The 19,625-nt window shown below is 63.9% G+C and carries 21 protein-coding genes; 16 read left to right on the top strand and 5 right to left on the bottom strand.

Annotation, left to right across the window (positions count from 1 at the left end; translation table 11 throughout):
• Nucleotides 1-99: 99 nt before the first annotated feature.
• On the top strand, nucleotides 100-954 hold the full coding sequence (gene rpoH / locus QYS36_RS14610) for an RNA polymerase sigma factor RpoH (RefSeq protein ID WP_308840169.1): 855 nt from the start codon (nucleotides 100-102) through the stop codon (nucleotides 952-954).
• Nucleotides 955-1,158: 204 nt separating this feature from the next.
• Here the strand turns inward: rpoH and mtgA are convergent, their stop codons facing one another.
• Nucleotides 1,159-1,881, bottom strand: coding sequence for a monofunctional biosynthetic peptidoglycan transglycosylase (gene mtgA / locus QYS36_RS14615; RefSeq protein WP_308840170.1), 723 nt, complete (start codon nucleotides 1,879-1,881; stop codon nucleotides 1,159-1,161).
• A gap of 141 nt (nucleotides 1,882-2,022) precedes the next feature.
• Here mtgA and QYS36_RS14620 point away from each other — a divergent pair, with 141 nt between their 5' ends.
• The 5 genes from QYS36_RS14620 (at nucleotide 2,023) to QYS36_RS14640 (ending at nucleotide 4,664) form a co-directional block, all read left to right on the top strand.
• The gene (locus QYS36_RS14620) at nucleotides 2,023-2,394 is read left to right on the top strand and encodes a DUF423 domain-containing protein (protein ID WP_308840171.1); all 372 of its coding nucleotides are present in this window, start codon (nucleotides 2,023-2,025) and stop codon (nucleotides 2,392-2,394) included.
• A gap of 93 nt (nucleotides 2,395-2,487) precedes the next feature.
• Nucleotides 2,488-2,688 carry a sulfur carrier protein ThiS gene (thiS, locus tag QYS36_RS14625; RefSeq protein ID WP_308840172.1) on the top strand — a complete coding sequence of 67 codons (201 nt, stop codon included), beginning with the start codon at nucleotides 2,488-2,490 and terminating at the stop codon, nucleotides 2,686-2,688.
• Nucleotides 2,689-2,730: 42 nt separating this feature from the next.
• Nucleotides 2,731-3,525: a thiazole synthase gene (locus QYS36_RS14630; RefSeq protein ID WP_308840173.1), complete on the top strand. Its 795-nt coding sequence runs from the start codon at nucleotides 2,731-2,733 to the stop codon at nucleotides 3,523-3,525.
• A 118-nt stretch (nucleotides 3,526-3,643) separates the two neighbouring features.
• On the top strand, nucleotides 3,644-4,315 hold the full coding sequence (gene trmB, locus QYS36_RS14635) for a tRNA (guanosine(46)-N7)-methyltransferase TrmB (protein ID WP_308840201.1): 672 nt from the start codon (nucleotides 3,644-3,646) through the stop codon (nucleotides 4,313-4,315).
• Nucleotides 4,316-4,319: 4 nt separating this feature from the next.
• Nucleotides 4,320-4,664: a hypothetical protein gene (locus QYS36_RS14640; protein WP_308840174.1), complete on the top strand. Its 345-nt coding sequence runs from the start codon at nucleotides 4,320-4,322 to the stop codon at nucleotides 4,662-4,664.
• Here QYS36_RS14640 and QYS36_RS14645 read toward each other — a convergent pair whose 3' ends face one another.
• Nucleotides 4,665-5,549, bottom strand: a complete 885-nt coding sequence (locus QYS36_RS14645; RefSeq protein ID WP_308840175.1) for an EamA family transporter — start codon at nucleotides 5,547-5,549, stop codon at nucleotides 4,665-4,667.
• Nucleotides 5,550-5,803: 254 nt separating this feature from the next.
• Nucleotides 5,804-6,583 carry an exodeoxyribonuclease III gene (locus QYS36_RS14650; RefSeq protein ID WP_070884712.1) on the bottom strand — a complete coding sequence of 260 codons (780 nt, stop codon included), beginning with the start codon at nucleotides 6,581-6,583 and terminating at the stop codon, nucleotides 5,804-5,806.
• A gap of 93 nt (nucleotides 6,584-6,676) precedes the next feature.
• Between QYS36_RS14650 and pyrE the strand changes: the two genes are divergently transcribed.
• Both pyrE and QYS36_RS14660 read left to right on the top strand, forming a co-directional pair.
• Entirely contained in the window at nucleotides 6,677-7,318 is a 642-nt protein-coding gene (gene pyrE, locus QYS36_RS14655) for an orotate phosphoribosyltransferase (protein ID WP_308840176.1), read from the top strand.
• A 27-nt stretch (nucleotides 7,319-7,345) separates the two neighbouring features.
• On the top strand, nucleotides 7,346-7,939 hold the full coding sequence (locus QYS36_RS14660) for a DUF4124 domain-containing protein (protein ID WP_308840177.1): 594 nt from the start codon (nucleotides 7,346-7,348) through the stop codon (nucleotides 7,937-7,939).
• A gap of 33 nt (nucleotides 7,940-7,972) precedes the next feature.
• On the opposite strand, the gene QYS36_RS14665 is transcribed toward QYS36_RS14660, so the two are convergent.
• Nucleotides 7,973-8,371: an acyl-CoA thioesterase gene (locus QYS36_RS14665; protein ID WP_308840178.1), complete on the bottom strand. Its 399-nt coding sequence runs from the start codon at nucleotides 8,369-8,371 to the stop codon at nucleotides 7,973-7,975.
• A gap of 304 nt (nucleotides 8,372-8,675) precedes the next feature.
• Here QYS36_RS14665 and QYS36_RS14670 point away from each other — a divergent pair, with 304 nt between their 5' ends.
• From QYS36_RS14670 to QYS36_RS14695, 6 genes are all read left to right on the top strand, one after another.
• Nucleotides 8,676-9,644, top strand: a complete 969-nt coding sequence (locus tag QYS36_RS14670) for a phosphate ABC transporter substrate-binding protein PstS family protein (RefSeq protein WP_308840179.1) — start codon at nucleotides 8,676-8,678, stop codon at nucleotides 9,642-9,644.
• Nucleotides 9,645-9,813: 169 nt separating this feature from the next.
• Nucleotides 9,814-12,099, top strand: a complete 2,286-nt coding sequence (locus tag QYS36_RS14675; protein WP_308840180.1) for an ABC transporter permease subunit — start codon at nucleotides 9,814-9,816, stop codon at nucleotides 12,097-12,099.
• A gap of 13 nt (nucleotides 12,100-12,112) precedes the next feature.
• Entirely contained in the window at nucleotides 12,113-13,789 is a 1,677-nt protein-coding gene (gene pstA, locus QYS36_RS14680; RefSeq protein ID WP_308840181.1) for a phosphate ABC transporter permease PstA, read from the top strand.
• 89 nt (nucleotides 13,790-13,878) lie between these two features.
• Nucleotides 13,879-14,712, top strand: coding sequence for a phosphate ABC transporter ATP-binding protein PstB (gene pstB, locus QYS36_RS14685; RefSeq protein ID WP_308840182.1), 834 nt, complete (start codon nucleotides 13,879-13,881; stop codon nucleotides 14,710-14,712).
• A gap of 162 nt (nucleotides 14,713-14,874) precedes the next feature.
• Entirely contained in the window at nucleotides 14,875-15,603 is a 729-nt protein-coding gene (phoU, locus tag QYS36_RS14690) for a phosphate signaling complex protein PhoU (protein WP_308840183.1), read from the top strand.
• A 131-nt stretch (nucleotides 15,604-15,734) separates the two neighbouring features.
• Entirely contained in the window at nucleotides 15,735-16,637 is a 903-nt protein-coding gene (locus QYS36_RS14695; protein ID WP_308840184.1) for a response regulator, read from the top strand.
• A 42-nt stretch (nucleotides 16,638-16,679) separates the two neighbouring features.
• On the opposite strand, the gene QYS36_RS14700 is transcribed toward QYS36_RS14695, so the two are convergent.
• Nucleotides 16,680-18,098, bottom strand: coding sequence for a DASH family cryptochrome (locus QYS36_RS14700; protein ID WP_308840185.1), 1,419 nt, complete (start codon nucleotides 18,096-18,098; stop codon nucleotides 16,680-16,682).
• Nucleotides 18,099-18,245: 147 nt separating this feature from the next.
• Here QYS36_RS14700 and QYS36_RS14705 point away from each other — a divergent pair, with 147 nt between their 5' ends.
• Both QYS36_RS14705 and QYS36_RS14710 read left to right on the top strand, forming a co-directional pair.
• A complete protein-coding gene (locus QYS36_RS14705) occupies nucleotides 18,246-18,839 on the top strand; it encodes a MarC family protein (RefSeq protein ID WP_070884702.1) in 594 nt (197 codons plus the stop codon).
• Nucleotides 18,836-19,618 carry an N-acetylmuramoyl-L-alanine amidase gene (locus tag QYS36_RS14710; RefSeq protein WP_308840186.1) on the top strand — a complete coding sequence of 261 codons (783 nt, stop codon included), beginning with the start codon at nucleotides 18,836-18,838 and terminating at the stop codon, nucleotides 19,616-19,618. The genes QYS36_RS14705 and QYS36_RS14710 overlap by 4 nt, the downstream gene beginning before the upstream one ends.
• The last annotated feature ends 7 nt before the right edge of the window (nucleotides 19,619-19,625 follow it).

Genomic DNA, 19,625 nt, shown 5'->3' on the forward strand with positions numbered 1-19,625 from the left:
TTGGTTGATATTGACTATTGACCGGGGAACCAGGATGGTGGCTTCCGGTCAGATTGCGCAGTGCTACACTGCGTACGTTTCGTGAATCGGAGGATTCGAATGTCCACTTCCTTGCAACCTGTTCATGCTCTGGTTCCAGGCGCAAACCTGGAAGCTTACGTGCATGCCGTTAACAGCATTCCGCTGCTGACGCCCGAGCAGGAGCGCGAACTGGCCGGTAACCTCTTCTACAAGCAGGACCTCGAAGCAGCCCGCCAGATGGTATTGGCGCACCTGCGTTTCGTCGTGCATATCGCGCGCAGTTACTCCGGCTACGGTCTGGCCCAGGCCGACCTGATCCAGGAAGGCAACGTCGGCCTGATGAAGGCGGTCAAGCGTTTCAACCCGGAAATGGGTGTACGCCTGGTGTCGTTTGCCGTGCACTGGATCCGTGCGGAAATCCACGAGTTCATCTTGAAGAACTGGCGGATCGTCAAGGTTGCGACCACCAAGGCCCAGCGCAAGCTGTTCTTCAACCTGCGCAGCCAGAAGAAGCGCCTGGCCTGGCTGAACAACGACGAAGTCAACGCCGTGGCCGAGAGCCTGGGCGTCGAAGCCCGTGAAGTGCGCGAGATGGAAAGCCGCTTGACCGGCCATGACATGGCCTTCGACCCGGCTGCTGATGCGGATGACGACAGCGCGTTCCAGTCGCCGGCCCAGTACCTCGAAGACCACCGCTACGATCCCGCTCGGCAGATGGAAGACGAGGACTGGAGCGATACCTCCAGCGCCAACCTGCACGAGGCGCTCGAAGCGCTCGACGAGCGTAGCCGCGATATCCTGCAGCAACGCTGGCTGGCCGAGGAAAAGGCCACCCTGCATGAGCTGGCGGCCAAGTACAACGTATCGGCGGAACGTATCCGTCAGCTGGAAAAGAATGCGATGAACAAGCTCAAGGGCTGCATCGCCGCCTGACCCGGCCTGCAACACCCGAAGCGCCCCGACTCTGTTCGGGGCGTTTTTGTTTGGGCGATTCAGACCTACTGCGGATGTTAACTATTGTGGGGATTGTGGGAGCGGGCCATGCCCGCGAATTCCACAGTTTTAGTGGAAAACTAGTTCGTGGGCGTGGCCCGCTCCCACAGGAAATGACTGGTTTTTTCTTCAGACTTGCGTCTGTTACTTCGCCCAAAAAGCCGGCCGAGGCGCCTGCAACTGGTCCAGGTAGTGGCTACCGCCCAGTTGGCGCATCTGCCGGCGAATCCAGTTGGCGCGCTGATTGACGTAACCACTGGGGCGACCGGCATCGTACTGGCGCGGATTGGGCAGCACCGCTGCGAGCAGGCTGGCCTGGCGGGCCGACAGGTAGGACGCGCCGATGTTGAAGTGATGCCGCGCGGCAGCCTCCGCGCCGAATACGCCATCGGCCCATTCCGCGCTGTTGAGGTACACCTCGAGGATGCGTTGCTTGGGCCACAGCAGTTCGATCAGCCCGGTGAACCACACTTCGATACCCTTGCGCAGCCAGCTGCGGCCGGACCAGAGAAACAAGTTCTTGGCCACCTGCTGGCTGAGGGTGCTGGCGCCACGCACCGAGCCGCCCTGCTGGTTGTGCGACAGCGCCGCCTTGATCGCCTCCACGTCGAAGCCCCAGTGCTGGGCGAACTTCTGGTCTTCGCTGGCAATGACCGCGATCTTCAGGTCATCCGGCAACTGCTCCCAGGAGCGCCAGGTGCGTTGCAGGTCGATCGGTTTGCCGTCGATCCAGGACTCGATCTTGCGCTCGACCATCAGCGCCGTGCCCGGTGGTGGCACCCAGCGCAGGGCGAGCACCAGCAGGAAGGAGCCGGCGATAAACCAGAGCAGCAGCTTCAGCAGGAGGCGGCGAAGGGATCGGAGCATGCGCAGGGAGCCAGGCTTGATTGGCCGATTAGTATACGGCGCCTGGTGGTGTTGCGGACAAGGCTGCGGCAATCCGGGGCACGCGGCCGGGCGGGTGTGGGGGTAAACTGCACGCTCATTTTTTGCATCGGTGAGAGCGCTATGGTTCGCCTGTGGTTGTTGCTGTCGGCCTTCGCCGGCTTTTCCGGGGTTGCACTGGGCGCCTTCGCCGCCCATGGCCTGAAGAGCAGGCTGAGCGCCGAGTACCTGGCAGTGTTTCAGACCGGCACCCATTACCAGCTGATCCACGCGCTGGCTCTGCTGGGCGTGGCCATCCTGGCGCTGCTCGCACCGGGCCGCCTGGTCAATCTGGCGGGCGGCTTCTTCACTGCCGGCATCGTGCTGTTCTCGGGCAGCCTTTATCTGCTGACCCTAACCGGTATCGGCAAGCTGGGCATCGTCACACCGTTCGGCGGGCTGGCCTTTCTGGCTGGTTGGGCTTGTTTGGGCATGCTGGCCTGGCGCATGGCCTGAACCGCCCGCGAGACCAATGGCGGGCCTGCGCCTTGGTCATCGCCGGGGATCGGGCTAGAATGCCGGCCCTTTCTCCTGTTGTGACGGGTCGCCATGCATATCCAGTTGAACGGTGAAACCCTCGAGCTGCCAGAGGGCACCAGTGTCGCCGACCTGATCGAGCGCCTGGAGCTGAGCGGGCGCCGCGTGGCGGTCGAGCGCAACCTCGATATCGTGCCGCGCAGCCAGTACGCCAGCACGGCGCTGGCCGACGGCGACCGCCTCGAAGTGGTCCATGCCATCGGCGGCGGCTGAGCCCGGCACCGTGCCCTTCCAACTTTCTGCAGAGGAATCTCCATGAGCCACGCTGTCAGCGACAAGCCGTTTACCCTGGCCGGCCGTACCTACCAGTCGCGCCTGCTGGTCGGCACCGGTAAGTACAAGGACCTCGACGAGACCCGCGACGCCATCGAGGCCTCGGGCGCGGAGATCGTCACCGTGGCGGTGCGCCGTACCAATATCGGCCAGAACCCGGGCGAGCCGAACCTGCTCGACGTGATCTCGCCGGATCGCTACACCATTCTGCCGAATACCGCCGGTTGTTACGACGCCGTCGAGGCCGTGCGCACCTGCCGCCTGGCCCGCGAGCTGCTCGACGGCCACAAGCTGGTCAAGCTGGAAGTGCTGGCCGACCAGAAGACCCTGTTCCCCAACGTCATCGAAACCCTCAAGGCCGCCGAAGTGCTGGTCAAGGAAGGCTTCGACGTGATGGTTTACACCAGTGACGACCCGATCATCGCCCGCCAGCTCGCCGACATGGGCTGCATCGCGGTGATGCCCCTGGCTGGCCTGATCGGCACCGGCCTGGGTATCTGCAACCCCTACAACCTGCGCATCATCCTCGAAGAGGCCAAGGTGCCCGTGTTGGTGGATGCCGGTGTGGGAACCGCTTCCGACGCTACCATTGCCATGGAGCTGGGCTGCGAAGCAGTGCTGATGAACAGCGCCATCGCCCATGCCCAGCAGCCTGTTTTGATGGCGCAAGCCATGAAGTACGCCATCGAGGCAGGGCGCCTGGCCTATCTGGCCGGGCGTATGCCGAAAAAACTCTATGCCAGCGCATCGTCCCCCTTGGAGGGCCTGATCCGCTGAGGCGTCTTTGCATAGGCGCCTGACGGGGACATGGGTCCCCGTTTCTCATTCCACTTAGTGTCCCGAGTACCCCATGAGCGATATCGAGCAAACTCCAGCCGAAGAAACCCCACGGCACATGCGCGCCATCAAGAGCTTCGTGATGCGTGCCGGGCGCATGACCGAAGGCCAGCAGCGCGGCTTCGATCAGGGCCTGCCGAAATTCGGCCTGGAGTTGAGTGATGGCATGCAGGATTTCGACGCGGTGTTCGGGCGCCAGGCGCCGCGCACCTTCGAAATCGGCTTCGGCATGGGCCACTCCACGCTGGAAATGGCCGCTGCAGCACCCGAGCAGGACTTCATCGGCGTGGAAGTACACCGGCCGGGCGTGGGTGCCTTGCTCAACGGCGTGATGACGCAGAACCTGACCAACCTGCGTGTTTACAGCTGCGATGCCCTGGAAGTGCTGCGTCAGTGCGTGCCCGATGCCAGCCTCGACCGCGTGCTGCTGTTCTTCCCGGACCCCTGGCACAAGGCGCGCCATAACAAGCGGCGCATCGTGCAGCCGGCATTTGCCGAGCTGGTAAGGCAGAAGCTCAAGGTCGGCGGCGTGCTGCACATGGCCACCGACTGGGAGCCCTACGCCGAATACATGCTGGAAGTGATGAACGTGGCGCCGGGCTATCGCAATCTGGCCGCCGATGGGCGCTATGTGGAGCGCCCTGCCGAGCGCCCGGTGACCAAGTTCGAGCGCCGCGGCGAGCGCCTCGGGCATGGCGTATGGGACCTCAAGTTCGAGCGCGTCGACTGAGCCGATGGCTCGCCTGTCGAGGCGTCAGGCCCGCCGTGCCGGCCATGCGCGCAATCGCCCGCAGTGGCAGGCGCCGCAGCCCAGCGCTCGCGCCGTCTGCGCGATGCGCCTGCTGTTGCCGGTGACTGCGCTGGTCATGGCGGCCTGTGCCGCGGCGCTGCTGTTTACCGTGGGGCAGGCGTTGCATAGCGGCGTGGCCATATCGCCTTCCAGGATCGGCCCGGCGACCTTTTACCCACGCGCCACCCACCCGCTGGGCTACAGCCTGACGCTGCTGTTGCACAGCGTCATCGCCGTTGCCATGGCCGGCGTGGGCTGGTTCTGCTGGCGCGTGTCGCGGCTGCGCTGATCAGGCCGTGGCGCCACGCAGCTGCTGCAGCAGGCGCGGGCCGAACACATTGATCAGCAAGCCGAGCATGACGATGGCCGCGCCGACCCATTGCACGCTGCTCAGCGCCTCGCCGAGAAACAGCCACGCCGAACTGAGGCCGACCACCGGCACCAGCAGCGAGAACGGCGCCACCTGGCTGGCCGGGTAGCGCGACAGCAGGCGGCTCCACAGGCCATAGCCGAGCAGGGTGGCGATAAAGGCCAGGTAGGCGATGGCCAGCACCGAGCTGAGCGAAATGCTGCGCAGCGCCGTCTCGATCTGTGCCGGCCCCTCCAGCATCAGCGACAGGGCCAGGAACGGCAGCGGCGGAATCAGGCTGCCCCAGACCACCAGGCTGACCAGATTCACTTTGCCGATACGCTTGGTGACCACGTTGCCCAGCCCCCACATCGCCGCTGCGCACAGCGTCAGCACGAAGCCGGCGAGGGTAAAGGCACGTCCGCTCTCGCTGCCGATCAGCAGCAGGCCGGCCGCCGCTATCACCAGGCCGATCAGGCTGCTACGGCGCACCGTCTCGCCGATGAACAGTGCGGCGAAACCCAGGGTGAAGAACGCCTGCGCCTGCAGCACCAGCGAAGCCAGCCCGGCCGGCATGCCGACGTACATGGCCGAGAACAGAAAGGCGAACTGCCCCAGGGAGATGGTCAGGCCGTAGGCCAGCAGCCAACGCAGCGGCATGTCCGGGCGGCGAATGAAGAGGATGGCGGGGAAGGCGGCGAGCATGAAGCGCAGGGCGCCAAGCAGCATGGGCGGCACGCCGTCGAGGCCGACCTTGATGATCACGAAGTTGACGCCCCAGGCGATGATCACCACAGCGGCCAGCAGGATGTCCTTGGGTGTCATGGGCGCGGCCTCGTGCGGTGGTATGCGGTCCGCCAGGCTAGCGCGGATGGGCGCCGCTGAAACGCCACAGTTGGCGGCGTTTTTCCCCATACAGAGCACTGCTGAGAATTACCCGCGTTGTCAGCGCTGCGCCTGTGGTGGCGCCCCAGGCATTGCGCTGACTGCTTCGCCAACGCTTTTAGAGGCGCTCTACGGAGCCGCGCAAATGAAAACGCCCCGAACAGGTCGGGGCGTTTTCGGCGGTGCGGCATCGGTCAGACGGTCAGCGTCCAGTCGTAGTCGACGATCAGCGGCGCATGCTGCGAGAAGCGCGGCTGGCGCGGCAGGCGGGCGCTGCGCACACTGCGGCGCATGCCCGGGGTGAGCAACTGGTAGTCGAAGCGATAGCCCAGGTTGAGCATCTCCGCCTGTTCGTTGTCCGGCCACCAGCTGAACTGGTCGGCCTCGCGGTTGACCTCGCGAACGGCATCCACATAACCCATGGTGCCGGTCACCTCGTCCATCCAGGCACGCTCGGGCGCCATGAAACCGGGTGATTGCTGGCAGTCGCGCCAGTTCTTCACGTCCAGTTTCTGGTGCGCGACATACAGCGAGCCGCAATAGATATAGTCGCGGCGTTTGCGACGTTGCTTGTCCAGGTACTTGGAGAAATCGTCCATGAACTTGAATTTCTGATTCAGGTTCTCGTCACCGCCCATGCCCGATGGCAGCAGCAGCGAGGCGATACTCACTTTGTCGAAATCAGCCTGCAGGTAGCGCCCGTAGCGATCGGCCGTTTCAAAACCGAGCCCGCTGATCACCGCCTTGGGTTGCAACCGCGAATACAGTGCCACGCCACCCTGGCTTGGTACTTCTGCATCGCAGGCATAGAGGAAATAGCCATCCAGTTGGAGGGCTTGGTCGTCCAGTTCAAAGGCGGAGGCACGGGTATCCTGCAGGCAGATCACGTCGGCATTCTGTGCTTGCAGCCAACTGAGCAAACCGCGCTCGACTGCAGCATGAATACCATTCACGTTCACACTGATGATCCGCATAAATGGCCCCCAAAAACACGTGCGTGTATGATACCTGAGCTAGACGTCGTTTAGTAATTCAAAGCCACATCCTGTGCTGCCTCAAGGTCTTTCATGCAAACGTATCAGCGCGATTTCATTCGATTTGCCATCGAGCGAGGCGTTCTGCGCTTCGGCCAGTTCACCCTCAAGTCCGGTCGCGTCAGCCCGTACTTCTTCAATGCCGGGTTGTTCGACAGCGGCCTGGCGTTGGCCAAGCTGGGGCGTTTCTATGCCGCGGCGGTGGTGAACAGCGGCATTTCCTTCGATGTGCTGTTCGGCCCGGCCTACAAGGGCATTCCGCTGGCGGCCAGCACCGGTGTGGCGCTGGCCGAACACCATGAGGTCGATACGCCCTGGTGCTTCAACCGCAAGGAAGCCAAGGATCACGGCGAGGGCGGTACCCTGGTCGGTGCGCCGCTCAATGGCCGCGTGCTGATCATCGATGACGTGATCACCGCCGGCACGGCGATCCGCGAGGTGATGCAGATCATCCAGGCGCAGGGGGCCCAGGCCGCTGGCGTGCTGATCGCCCTGGACCGCCAGGAGCGCGGCCGCGGCGAGCTGTCGGCGATCCAGGAAGTCGAGCGCGACTTCAAGATTCCGGTGGTCAGCATTGTGTCCCTGCAGCAGGTGCTGGAATATCTGGCCGATGATGCTGAACTGAAACAACACCTGCCTGCCGTGGAAGCCTACCGGGCTGAATTCGGCATCTGACCCCCGGCCTGCCAAGAGAGCGTGCCCATGTCCACATCGCCGCTGATGCGCCGCACCCTCTGGCTTGGCCTGCTGCTGCCGTTATGGGCGAATGCGGCGGAGATGTATCGCTACACCAATGCCCAGGGCATTACGGTGATCGACCGCCAGGGCGTGCCCAGCGAGTTCATCGCCAAGGGATACGAGGTGCTCAACGAGCAGGGCCGTGTGGTGCGTGTGGTGCCGCCGGCGCCGACCGCCGAAGAGATGCAGAAGATCCTTGCCGATCGCGAGCGAGCGAAATCCGATGCCCAGCTGTTGCGCCTGTACAGCAGCCTCGAGGATGTCGATCGTGCCCAGGCGCGCAAGCTCGCCGAGCTCGACGGCCTGATCGGCGTGGCCAAGGGCAACCTGCAATCGGTGCGTCAGCAACAGGCCAACCTGCAGAAGCAGGCTGCCGATCATGAGCGGGCGGGGCGCGAAGTGCCCAAGCCGTTGCTCGACCAGATCAGCAGTCAGCGCGATGAGCAGGTTCGCGTGAAAAAGGACATCGAGCGCTATCAGGCGGCGCGTGCACAGGCGCAAAAAACCTTTGCAGCGGACCGTCTACGGGTCGGCGAACTGCTCGGGCAAGGCCACTAGCCCGCTGCCACGCAACCAGGCGCGGCAGCCAACTCAGCGGCGTGGCACGGCGCGGGTACGGCCGCTGCTGTCGATGGCGACGAACACGAATACCGCTTCGGTCACCTTGCGCCACTCGCTGGACAGCGGGTCGTCACTCCATACTTCCACCAGCATCTGGATCGAGCTGCGCCCGACTTCCAGCGTCTGCGTATAGAAGGACAGCTGCGCGCCGACCGGCACCGGTACCAGGAAGGCCATGCGATCGATCGCCACGGTCGCCACCCGGCCGGCCGCCACCTTGGTGGCCATGGCGGTGCCCGCCAGATCCATCTGCGAAACCAGCCAGCCGCCATAAATGTCGCCGAAGCCATTGGTTTCGCGTGGCAGTGCGGTGATCTGCAGGGCCAGGTCGCCTTGCGGTATCGGGTCTTCCTGTTCGAGGTCTTTCATCGGTTCACGGCTCGCGGCGCAGTGGTGGACCCTGCAGCGCAGGGGCCGGGAAAGTATACCGCCTGGGTAGTGGTACCGCGACCTTAGCGCGTTGTAGACGCGTTCGCGCGCCAAATCACGAATCCGCCATGCCCGTTCGCGCCGTCATCCAACTGTCATATTGCTTACATAGAGTGGTCATATGGGCTGACGATACTGGGCCCCGTCCCAACCAACACGACCCAATCGTGACAAGGCGGCAGATCGGGCGCTACGACCACGGCAGCCAGCCTTTCAATGATTACCACTCTGCTAGGAGCAAGGCATGAAACTGAAGCGTTTGATGGCAGCCATGACTTTCGTCGCCGCTGGCGTCGCCACTGCCAACGCGGTTGCCGCTGTCGATCCGGCTCTGCCGACCTATGAGAAGACCTCGGGCGTATCGGGCAACCTGTCCAGCGTCGGCTCCGACTCTCTGGCCAACCTGATGACCCTGTGGGCTGAGAGCTACAAGCAGTCCTACCCGAACGTGAATATCCAGATCCAGGCTGCCGGCTCCTCCACCGCGCCACCTGCGCTGACCGAAGGTACCGCCAACCTCGGCCCGATGTCGCGCCCGATGAAGGACAGCGAAATCCAGGCCTTCGAGCAGAAGTACGGCTACAAGCCGACTGCCGTGCCGGTCGCCATCGATGCCCTGGCGGTATTCGTGCACAAGGACAACCCGATCAAGCAGCTGACCATGCAGCAGGTCGACGCGATCTTCTCCAGCACCCGTCTGTGCGGTGAAGCCAAGGACGTGAAAACCTGGGGCGAGCTGGGCCTGAGCGGTGAGTGGGCGGCCAAGCCGATCCAGCTGTTCGGTCGTAACTCGGTATCCGGCACCTACGGCTACTTCAAGGAAGAAGCCCTGTGCAAAGGCGACTTCAAGTCCAACGTCAACGAGCAGCCGGGTTCGGCTTCCGTGGTGCAGTCGATCTCCAGCACCGTCAACGCCATCGGTTACTCGGGCATCGGCTACCGCACCGCCAGCGTGCGCGCCGTTCCCCTGGTCAACAAGAAGGGTGAAGTCGAGGAAGCCAACGAGACCAACGCACTGTCGGGCAAATACCCGCTGGCTCGCTTCTTCTACATCTACGTGAACAAGGCGCCGAACAAGCCGCTGAGCCCGCTGGATGCCGAGTTCCTCAAGCTGATCCTGTCCAAGCAGGGCCAGGACGTGGTGGTCAAGGACGGCTACATCCCGCTGCCGCTCAAGGTCATCGAGAAGACCCGCAAGGAATTGGGTCTGTAATCAGCTCCTAGCCAGCAATCCCGCAGCCCGCCTCTCCCCCGGAGAGGTGGGCTTCGCTACGTCACCGTGCTGTAACTTTTCTGTCACATGAACCGCCTAGATTGTCGGGGGCTCGCGGAGCAGACGAAAAATACGGCGCGCTCATGGCCGCGCAGAGACGCTCTCCATTATGAATGACTTGGCAAGTGAACCCATGACCGCCTCTCCCAATTCCCTCGGGCTGGACTTCAACACGCCGGCCCTGCAACGCAAGCGGCGCATACGCGCCTTCAAGGATCGCCTGGCCCGCTGGTGCGTATCCATCGGTGGCTTGGCTGTCCTGGGCGCCATCACCCTGATCTTCTTCTATCTCGCCTATGTCGTGCTGCCGATGTTCCAGGGCGCCGATCTCGAGAAGCGCGACGCCGTGCAGCCAGCCTGGCTGGCCGATGCCGGCAAGCCGCTGCTGATGACCCTGGAGGAGCAGAACCAGGTCGGCATGCGCCTGGCCAGTGATGGCAAGATCCAGTTCTTCGATGCCCAGAGCATGCAAGCCCTGAACAGCATCGACCTGCCCCTGCCGGCCGGCACCGAAGTGGTTTCCGTCGGTCAGGATCAGCCAGGCAGCCACCGTGTCGCCCTCGGCCTGTCCAATGGCCAGGCACTGGTGTTCGAACATGCCTATCGCATCACCTACCCGGATGACGTGAAAACCATCACGCCATCCATCGTCTACCCGTTCGGTGAAGCACCGCTGACCATCGACCCCCAGGGTCGGCCGCTGGAGCACATGGGCATCAGCGTGAACAGCGGTACCTTGCTGATCGCCGGTTCCGTGGGCAGCGAGCTACAGGTGCTGAGCCTGAGTCGCGAAGAAAACATGATGACCGGCGAGGTCGAGGTCAGCGAGGAGCGCCTGGCGCTGCCGCAGATTGCCGAGCCGATCAAGGAACTGATCATCGAGCCCCGCCAGCACTGGCTGTTCGTGGTCAACGGCCGCGCCACCGCCGACGTCTTCGACCTGCGCGCCAAGGCCCTCAATGGCCGCTACAAGCTACTCAACGACGGCGCTCGCGAAGTGACCCATGTCACCTCGCTGCTGGGCGGCATCTCGCTGCTCATCGGCGACAGCACTGGCGGTATCAGCCAGTGGTTCATGGTGCGCGACGAAGACGGCAAGTCCGAGCTCAAGCAGGTACGTGAATTCAAGATGGCCGACAGCCCGGTCAGCCAGATCATCCCGGAGGAGCGCCGCAAGGGCTTCATCGCCCTGGATGAGAAGGGCAACCTGGGGATTTTCCACAGTACCGCGCACCGTACGCTGCTGGTCGAGCCGGTGGCCGAAGGCCACAACATCGCCGCGCTGTCGCCGCGCGCCAACCGCGTCCTGGTCGAAGCCAATGGCAAGATCGAGCGTATCCTGGTCGACAACCCCCATCCGGAGATTTCCTGGAGCTCGCTGTGGGGCAAGGTCTGGTACGAGAACTACGACAAGCCGGAGTACGTCTGGCAGTCGACCTCCGCCAGTACCGATGCCGAGCCCAAGCTGAGCCTGGCACCGCTGGCCTTCGGTACCCTGAAAGCGGCCTTCTACGCCATGTTGCTGGCTGCGCCACTGGCCATCGCCGCGGCGATCTATACCGCCTACTTCATGGCCCCGGCGATGCGCGGCAAGGTCAAGCCGGTCATCGAACTGATGGAAGCGCTGCCGACGGTGATCCTCGGTTTCTTCGCCGGCCTGTTCCTGGCGCCCTATGTCGAGGGGCACCTGCCCGGGATATTCAGCCTGCTGATCTTCACCCCGGTTGGCATCCTGCTGGCGGGCTTCCTCTGGAGCCGCCTGCCGGAGTCCATTCGCCTGCGGGTGCCGGATGGCTGGGAAGCCGCCCTGTTGATACCGGTCATCCTGCTGGTCGGCTCGTTCTCCCTGAGCATGAGCGGGCACCTGGAGAACTGGCTGTTCGACGGCAACATGCGCGCCTGGCTGACCAATGACCTGGGTATTCCGTTCGACCAGCGCAACGCCCTGGTGGTTGGCCTGGCCATGGGCTTCGCGGTGATCCCGAACATCTACTCGATCGCCGAAGACGCCGTGTTCAGCGTACCCAAGAGCCTGACCTTCGGCTCCCTGGCACTGGGTGCCACGCCCTGGCAGACCCTGACCCGCGTGGTGATCCTGACCGCCAGCCCGGGCATCTTCTCGGCGCTGATGATCGGCATGGGGCGCGCCGTCGGCGAGACCATGATCGTGCTGATGGCTACCGGCAACACGCCGATCATGGACATGAACATCTTCCAGGGCCTGCGCACCCTGGCGGCCAACGTGGCGGTGGAAATGCCCGAGTCGGAGGTCGGCGGCACTCACTATCGCGTGCTGTTCCTCTCCGCATTGGTGCTGCTGACCTTCACCTTCTTCATGAACACCCTGGCCGAGCTGGTGCGTCAGCGCCTGCGCGTCAAATACGCATCGCTCTGAGGACTGCAAGACCATGTCCGTGAAACAGAACAACCTCAAATCCTGGTTCAAGAGCGGCTCGCCGTGGATCTGGATGAATGCCGGTGCGGTATCCATCGCCATCGTCATGGTCATCGGCCTGCTGTCGGTGATCGCCGTGCGCGGCCTGGCGCACTTCTGGCCGGCCGATATCGTCGAGGGCAACTACCTGATACCCGGCAAGGCCGCCACGGTCATGGCCGGGGAAGTGGTGCAGAAAGAAGAGATTCCACGCGCCCGCCTGGCCGCCGCCGGGCTGCCGGTGAGCGCCGACGGTGGCGAGTTCATGACCCGTGAACTGCTCAAGGTGGGTAACCGTGACTTCTATGGCGCGGACTTCTCCTGGGTGGTCGGCGAATGGCTGACCGATCTGCGCAAGCCCAAGGACATGACCGCCTTCGAGCGGCGCGAGTGGGGCAACTTCTATGGCTATGTGGTCAACGTCAAGCAAGAGGGGCGCCTGATCGCCGAAGGCGAGGCCGCCTGGCCGGAACTGCAGAAGCGCCTGGAGCGCGTCGACGAGCTGCACGGTGAAATCGTCAAGCTGGAGAAGCGCGATATCGGCCGCATCAACGCCGGTCTCGAGCGTGTTCGTTTGCAGACCCGCCGATTGGAGCTCGACGGTAAGCTGAACGAGGCCGCGCAGGCCGACCTGGCCGCCGAGCGCGCCCGCTGGGATGCCGAGTACAAGGTGCTGGAGCAGGAACTCAACGCCCGCTACCAGCAGTTCAACCGCGACAGCGTGACCGTGCGTTCGGCCGAGGGTCGCGAGCAGGAGATCAGCCTCGGCAAGGTGGTACGCGCCTATCGTCCCAACGCCATGACCACGCTGGACAAGCTCAGCTTCTACGGCAGCAAGCTGTGGGAATTCGTCAGCGATGACCCGCGTGAGGCGAACACCGAAGGCGGTATCTTCCCGGCGATCTTCGGCACCGTCATGATGACCCTGATCATGGCGGTGATCGTCACCCCGTTCGGGGTGGTTGCCGCCATCTACCTGCGCGAATACGCCAAGCAGGGCCCACTGACCCGGGTGATCCGCATCGCGGTGAACAACCTGGCCGGTGTGCCGGCGATCGTCTACGGCGTATTCGGCCTGGGCTTCTTCGTCTATGTGCTGGGTGGCTCGATCGACCGCCTGTTCTTCCCGGAAGCCGCGCCGGCGCCGACCTTCGGCACCCCCGGCCTGCTGTGGGCCTCGCTGACCCTGGCGCTGCTCGCGGTACCGGTGGTGATCGTCGCCACCGAGGAAGGCCTGTCGCGTATTCCCCGGGCTTTGCGTGAGGGCTCCCTGGCCCTGGGCGCGACCAAGGTGGAAACCCTGTGGCGCGTGGTGCTGCCGATGGCCAGCCCGGCGATGATGACCGGCCTGATCCTCGCCGTGGCCCGTGCCGCCGGTGAAGTCGCACCGCTGATGCTGGTGGGCGTGGTCAAGCTGGCGCCGAGCCTGCCGGTGGACGGCAACTACCCTTATCTGCACCTGGACCAGAAGATCATGCACCTGGGCTTCCATATCTTCGACGTCGGCTTCCAGAGCCCCAACGTCGAAGCGGCGCGCCCGCTGGTCTACGCTACGGCGTTGCTGCTGGTGCTGGTCATCGCGATTCTCAACCTGACGGCCATCTACATGCGCAACCGCTTGCGCGAGAAGTACAAGGCCCTGGATCACTAATTCTGCTACAGGCGGCAGGCTGCAGGCCTCGGGCAAGAGCCGGCTTGTCGTCTGCAGCTTGGAACCTGAAGCCTCCGAAGGAGACTGGTATGCAACACGAAACCGCTACCCACGGCATCGATCTCGCGGCACTGGGCCGTGACAAGCAGAGCCTCGACCTGACCAAGGAAACCACGGCCATCGAAGTGCCGGGTCTGAACCTGTTCTATGGCGACAAGCAGGCGCTGTACGACGTCACCATGAACATCCCCAAGCAGCGCGTGACCGCCTTCATCGGCCCGTCGGGCTGCGGCAAGTCGACCCTGCTGCGTACCTTCAACCGGATGAACGATCTGGTCGACGGTTGCCGCGTGGAAGGCGAGATCAACATCGACGGCCGCAACATCTACCGCAAGGGTGAAGACGTTGCCGAGCTGCGCCGCCGCGTCGGCATGGTGTTCCAGAAGCCCAACCCGTTCCCCAAGAGCATCTACGAGAACGTGGTGTACGGCCTGCGCATTCAGGGCATCAACCAGAAGCGCATCCTTGACGAGGCTGTCGAATCGGGCCTGAAGAGCGCCGCCCTGTGGGACGAAGTGAAGGACCGTCTGCACGAGTCGGCCCTTGGCCTGTCCGGCGGCCAGCAACAGCGCCTGGTGATCGCCCGTACCGTGGCGGTGCAGCCCGAAGTGCTGCTGCTCGACGAGCCCTGCTCGGCGCTCGACCCGATTTCCACGCTGAAGGTCGAAGAGCTGATCTACGAATTGAAATCCAGGTACACCATCGTCATCGTGACCCACAACATGCAGCAGGCCGCGCGGGTCTCCGACTACACGGCGTTCATGTACATGGGCAAGTTGATCGAGTTCGGGGACACCGACGCGCTGTTCACCAACCCGGCCAGGAAGCAGACCGAAGACTACATTACCGGCCGCTACGGCTGAGGCCATGGCAGATACGCCCTGGCTTTGTCGGGCGCGCTTGCCGTACGGTCAGCGCACGCCCTTAACGCCAGTGAACATTTCCCAGGGCCCGGGTGCCTGGATAAACGTGGAAGGTGCGGGCGCACCATGGCCACTCAAGCGTAGCTTTCGCGGAGCGAACAGATGATCAACAAAGACAGCCTGACCCACCACATTTCCCAGCAGTTCAACGCCGAGCTGGAGGAAGTGCGCAGCCACCTCCTGGCCATGGGCGGCCTGGTCGAGAAACAGGTCAACGATGCGGTCACCTCGCTGATCGAGGCCGACTCGGGTCTGGCCCAGCAGGTGCGTGAGATCGATGACCAGATCAACCAGATGGAGCGCAATATCGACGAGGAATGCGTGCGCATTCTTGCCCGTCGCCAGCCGGCCGCCTCGGATCTGCGGCTGATAATCAGCATCTCCAAGTCGGTGATCGACCTGGAGCGCATCGGTGACGAGGCCACCAAGATCGCCAAGCGCGCGATCCTGCTGACCGAAGAAGGCGAGTCGCCACGCGGTTACGTCGAGGTTCGCCACATCGGCGACCAGGTGCGCAAGATGGTTCAGGAGGCGCTGGACGCCTTCGCCCGTTTCGACGCCGACCTGGCGCTGTCGGTCGCCCAGTACGACAAGACCGTCGATCGCGAGTACAAGACCGCGCTGCGCGAGCTGGTCACCTACATGATGGAAGACCCGCGCTCGATCTCCCGCGTGCTCAACGTGATCTGGGCGCTGCGCTCGCTGGAGCGTATCGGCGATCACGCGCGCAACATCGCTGAACTGGTGATTTACCTGGTGCGCGGCACCGACGTCAAACACATTGGCCTGACCCGCATGCAGGAAGAAGTGCAGGGCGGCGCCAAGGACTGATGGCCGGCCCGGCGGGCGCGCATCCGCGCAGCGATTGCTCCGGCTGTGCGCGCGCGCCCAGGGATATGCTTTTGTGTTGGCAATGAGCCAGTGCTCACGTCTATGCTAATCACCATTCGAGGGAGTGGTCGATGAGCAAAGTCAGTGTACTGGTGGTGGACGACGCCACCTTTATCCGCGATCTGGTGAAGAAGGGGCTGCGTGACAACCTTCCCGGGATCCAGATCGAGGAAGCGGTCAACGGGCGCAAGGCCCAGCAGATGCTCGGCCGCAATCCGATCGATCTGATTCTCTGTGACTGGGAAATGCCGGAAATGTCCGGCCTCGAGCTGCTGCAATGGTGCCGTGAGCAGGAGTCGCTGAAAGGCGTGCCGTTCATCATGGTCACCAGCCGCGGCGACAAGGAAAACGTGGTGCAGGCCATCCAGGCCGGCGTCTCCGATTTCATCGGCAAGCCGTTTTCCAACGAGCAATTGATCACCAAGGTCAAGAAAGCCCTGCAGCGCGCCGGCAAGCTGGCCGCGTTGATGTCGGCTGCGCCGCCGAAAATGCTCAGCACCGGTGCCTTTGCCAACGACTCGCTGGCCGCGCTGACGGGCGGCAAGAGCGAAGTGGTGCGCTCTGCTGCGCCCACGCCAGCGGCCGCCTTTGCGGCAAGTCCTGCCGCTGCACCTGCCAAGGCTGCCGCGACGCCGGCCGGCCGTGGGCAGGGGCAACTGCGCTTGCCCGGCGGCATGATGGCCTGCGTGGTCAAGGCGCTGAGCCTCAAGGAAGCCTTGCTGGTGGTCAAGCGTGGCGAGCTGTTGCCGCAGGTGCTGGAGAGTGCCGTGCTCGACCTCGAGCAGGGCGAGGCCTCGGAGGTGGCGCGGCTCAATGGCTACCTGCACAGCGTTTCCGCGTTCGAGCCCAAGCCGGACAGCGAATGGCTGCAGGTGGTGTTTCGCTTCGTCGATCGTGACCCGCAGAAGATGGACTACCTGTCGCGCCTGATCGCTCGCGGTACCGCCCAGAAGCACTTCTCCCCGGGCGCCTGACAGGCGCGCGAGCGCGCACCCATACCGCGCGCTCGGCCCCCCTTACGCCACCTCGTTGAGGTGGCGCTGCCAAGACTCCGGAATCTGCTCCAGCTTCGGGTAGTTGAGTGCCTCGAGCTGCTGGGCCTGGAGCAGGAACGGCGTATGCCGCAGGTGTTCCGGCAGGTGACGCAGTTCCGGTAGCCACAGGCTCACGTATTCGCCCTTGGGGTCGTACTGGCGTGCCTGCTTGAGCGCGTTGAAGGTGCGCTTGAGCCGCGGGTCGCTGCCAACGCCGGCCAGATAGGCCCAGTTGCCCCAGTTGCTTGCCGGGTCATAGTCGATCAGGTGTTCCTCGAACCAGGCCGCGCCGTGGCGCCAGTCCTGCTCCAGGTCGCTGACCAGGTAGCTGGCCACCACCTGGCGCCCGCGGTTGGACATGTAGCCGGTGGCGATCAGCTCGCGCATGTTGGCGTCCACCAGCGGCATGCCGGTGCGGCCCTGGGTCCACTGCTCGAAGCGCTCGTCTATCTGTTGCGGCGCGCGCTCGGTGGCCTTCAGCCCACCCGCCTCGAACAGCGCCTGGCCATGGCGCTGCAGGGTGCAACGGAAGAATTCGCGCCACAGCAGTTCCAGCCATAGCCAATAGGTCGACTCGTTGGCGCCGTAGAGCGACTCGTGGCGGCGCAACTCGGCGGCAGTGCGGCGCGGCGACAGCGAGCCGTTGGCCAGCCAGGGCGAGAACTTGGAGGAGTACTCGCTGCCAATCATGCCGTTGCGCGTGTCCTTGTAGGTGCGCACGTTCTGGCTGTCCCACAGGTAATCACGCAAACGCGCCAGGGCGGCGGCCTCGCCACCGGAAAAGGGGAAAGCGCTCGGCACCACGCTCAGTGCGTCGCCCAAGCCCATTTGCGATTGGCTGGGCAGGGCGTAGGCGTGCGCGTCCAGGCCTTCCGGCAATGGCGGCAGCTGCTCGGGAGCCGGCTGCGGCTGGAACACGTACTGGCGACCATCGATCAGTGTACGGAACTGGCTGTAGACCGTTGGCAGCTGGTCGAGCGGGCAGGGTAGCTCGGCTTCGCTGAACAGTGCGTTGCTCTGAGCGGTGCGCAGCGGCACCGAGCCCAGGGCGTCGCGCACGCGGGCGAGTACGGCACGCTCCTGCGGAGCGATCTCATCGAGGGTCAGCACCTGGCGCATGTCGAACTGGCCGACCAGCTGTACGATCACGTCTTCTGGCTTGCCGGTGACCACCAGCAGCTTGGAGCCGCGCTGGCGCAGCGCGCTGTCCAGCGCGGTCAGGCTTTCCAGCAGGAAGCGCGCACGGTGCACGCCGATGCGCCGGCTGCCGAACTGGTCGAACTGCAGCAGCGCCGGGTCGAGCACGTAGAGTGGTAGCAGGCAATTGGAAGCGAGCGCAGCCTGCAGGCCGGGGTGATCATCGAGGCGAAGATCCTGTTTGAACCAGAGCAGCGCGCGCATGGTATTTTCCCTCATAGTCGACTGCATATTGATCGCAATGTGGTATGACAAGTTCAGCGCCGTCCGGCGGCGACGAGAGGTCATGGCGACTGACGCGAAGGCTCACAACCACTAGACTGTGCGGCTGTTTTTCAGGAGCCCCGCACAATGGATATCTTCAGCATTGCCGTGCTGCTGTTTCTGGTCACCGACCCGTTCGGCAACATCGCCATCTTCATCGCCGCCCTGAAGAACGTCGCGCCCGAGCGGCGCCTGTGGGTGGCCGCGCGCGAGCTGTTGTTCGCCCTGGCCTTGCTGCTGTTGTTCCTAACCTTTGGTGACAAAGTGCTCAGTGCATTGGGCCTGTCGCGGGAGGCAACGGCGATTGCTGGCGGTATCATCCTGTTCGTCATCGCCATGCGCTTGATCTTTCCCAGCCCCCAGGGCGTACTGGGTGACGTGCCCGACGGCGAGCCAATGCTGGTGCCGCTCGCCACGCCGGCGGTTGCCGGGCCCTCGGCGCTGGCGGTACTGATGACCTTGCGCAACACCCACGAAGGCGCGCTCTGGGAGCTTTACCTGGCATTGATCATGGCCTGGGCCGCGACCGCATTCATCCTGTTGCAGGCGTCTTTCCTGCAGCGGTTCCTCGGCCCTCGCGGGCTGACTGCAGTGGAGCGACTGATGGGCATGCTGTTGATCATGCTCAGCGTCGACATGCTGCTGGACAACATTCAGAGCGTATTGCACATCCAACCATGAAAGTTATCAGCCTTGCCTTGTTCGTCCTCCTGCTCGTCGGCTGCAGCAGCGGCCCGCGCATCGACCATAGCTACACCGCCAGCGGGCAGAACAGCCGCGTGCAATACATCGTCCTGCACTACACCTCGGCCGACCTGCCGCGCTCGCTGGAGCTGCTGACCAAGGAAGAAGTCAGCGCTCACTACCTGATCAACGCCGTGCCGCCGACCATCTACCAACTGGTCGACGAGAACCGCCGGGCCTGGCACGCCGGGGTCAGCCAATGGCAGGGGCGCACCTGGCTCAACGCTACGACCATCGGCATCGAGCTGATCAACCAGGGCTATTTCGATACCCCCAAGGGCCGCTACTGGCAGCCTTATGCCCAGGCGCAGATCGACGCACTGATCGTGCTGCTCAAGGACATCATGCAGCGCCACAACCTGCCGCCGGGCAGCATCATCGGCCATAGCGACATCGCCCCGCAGCGCAAGGTCGACCCGGGGCCGCTGTTTCCCTGGAAGCAGCTGGCCGATGCCGGGCTGATGCCGTGGCCGAACGCCGAGGTGGTCGCCCGTCAGCAGGCGGTGTTCAGCAGCAGCCTGCCGAGCGTGGCCTGGTTCCAGCAACAGCTGGCTGAGCAGGGGTATGAGGTGCCGAGCAGTGGCGTGCTGGATGAAGCGACACGCAACGTGATTCGCGCCTTCCAGATGAAGTACCGCCAGGCGCTTTATGACGGACAGCCAGACGCCGAAACCGCGGCCCTGCTGCTGGAGGTCAACCGCCTCAGCAAAAGCTGAGGCGTAT

This window comes from Pseudomonas sp. G34, from assembly GCF_031119625.1.
Classification (GTDB): domain Bacteria; phylum Pseudomonadota; class Gammaproteobacteria; order Pseudomonadales; family Pseudomonadaceae; genus Aquipseudomonas.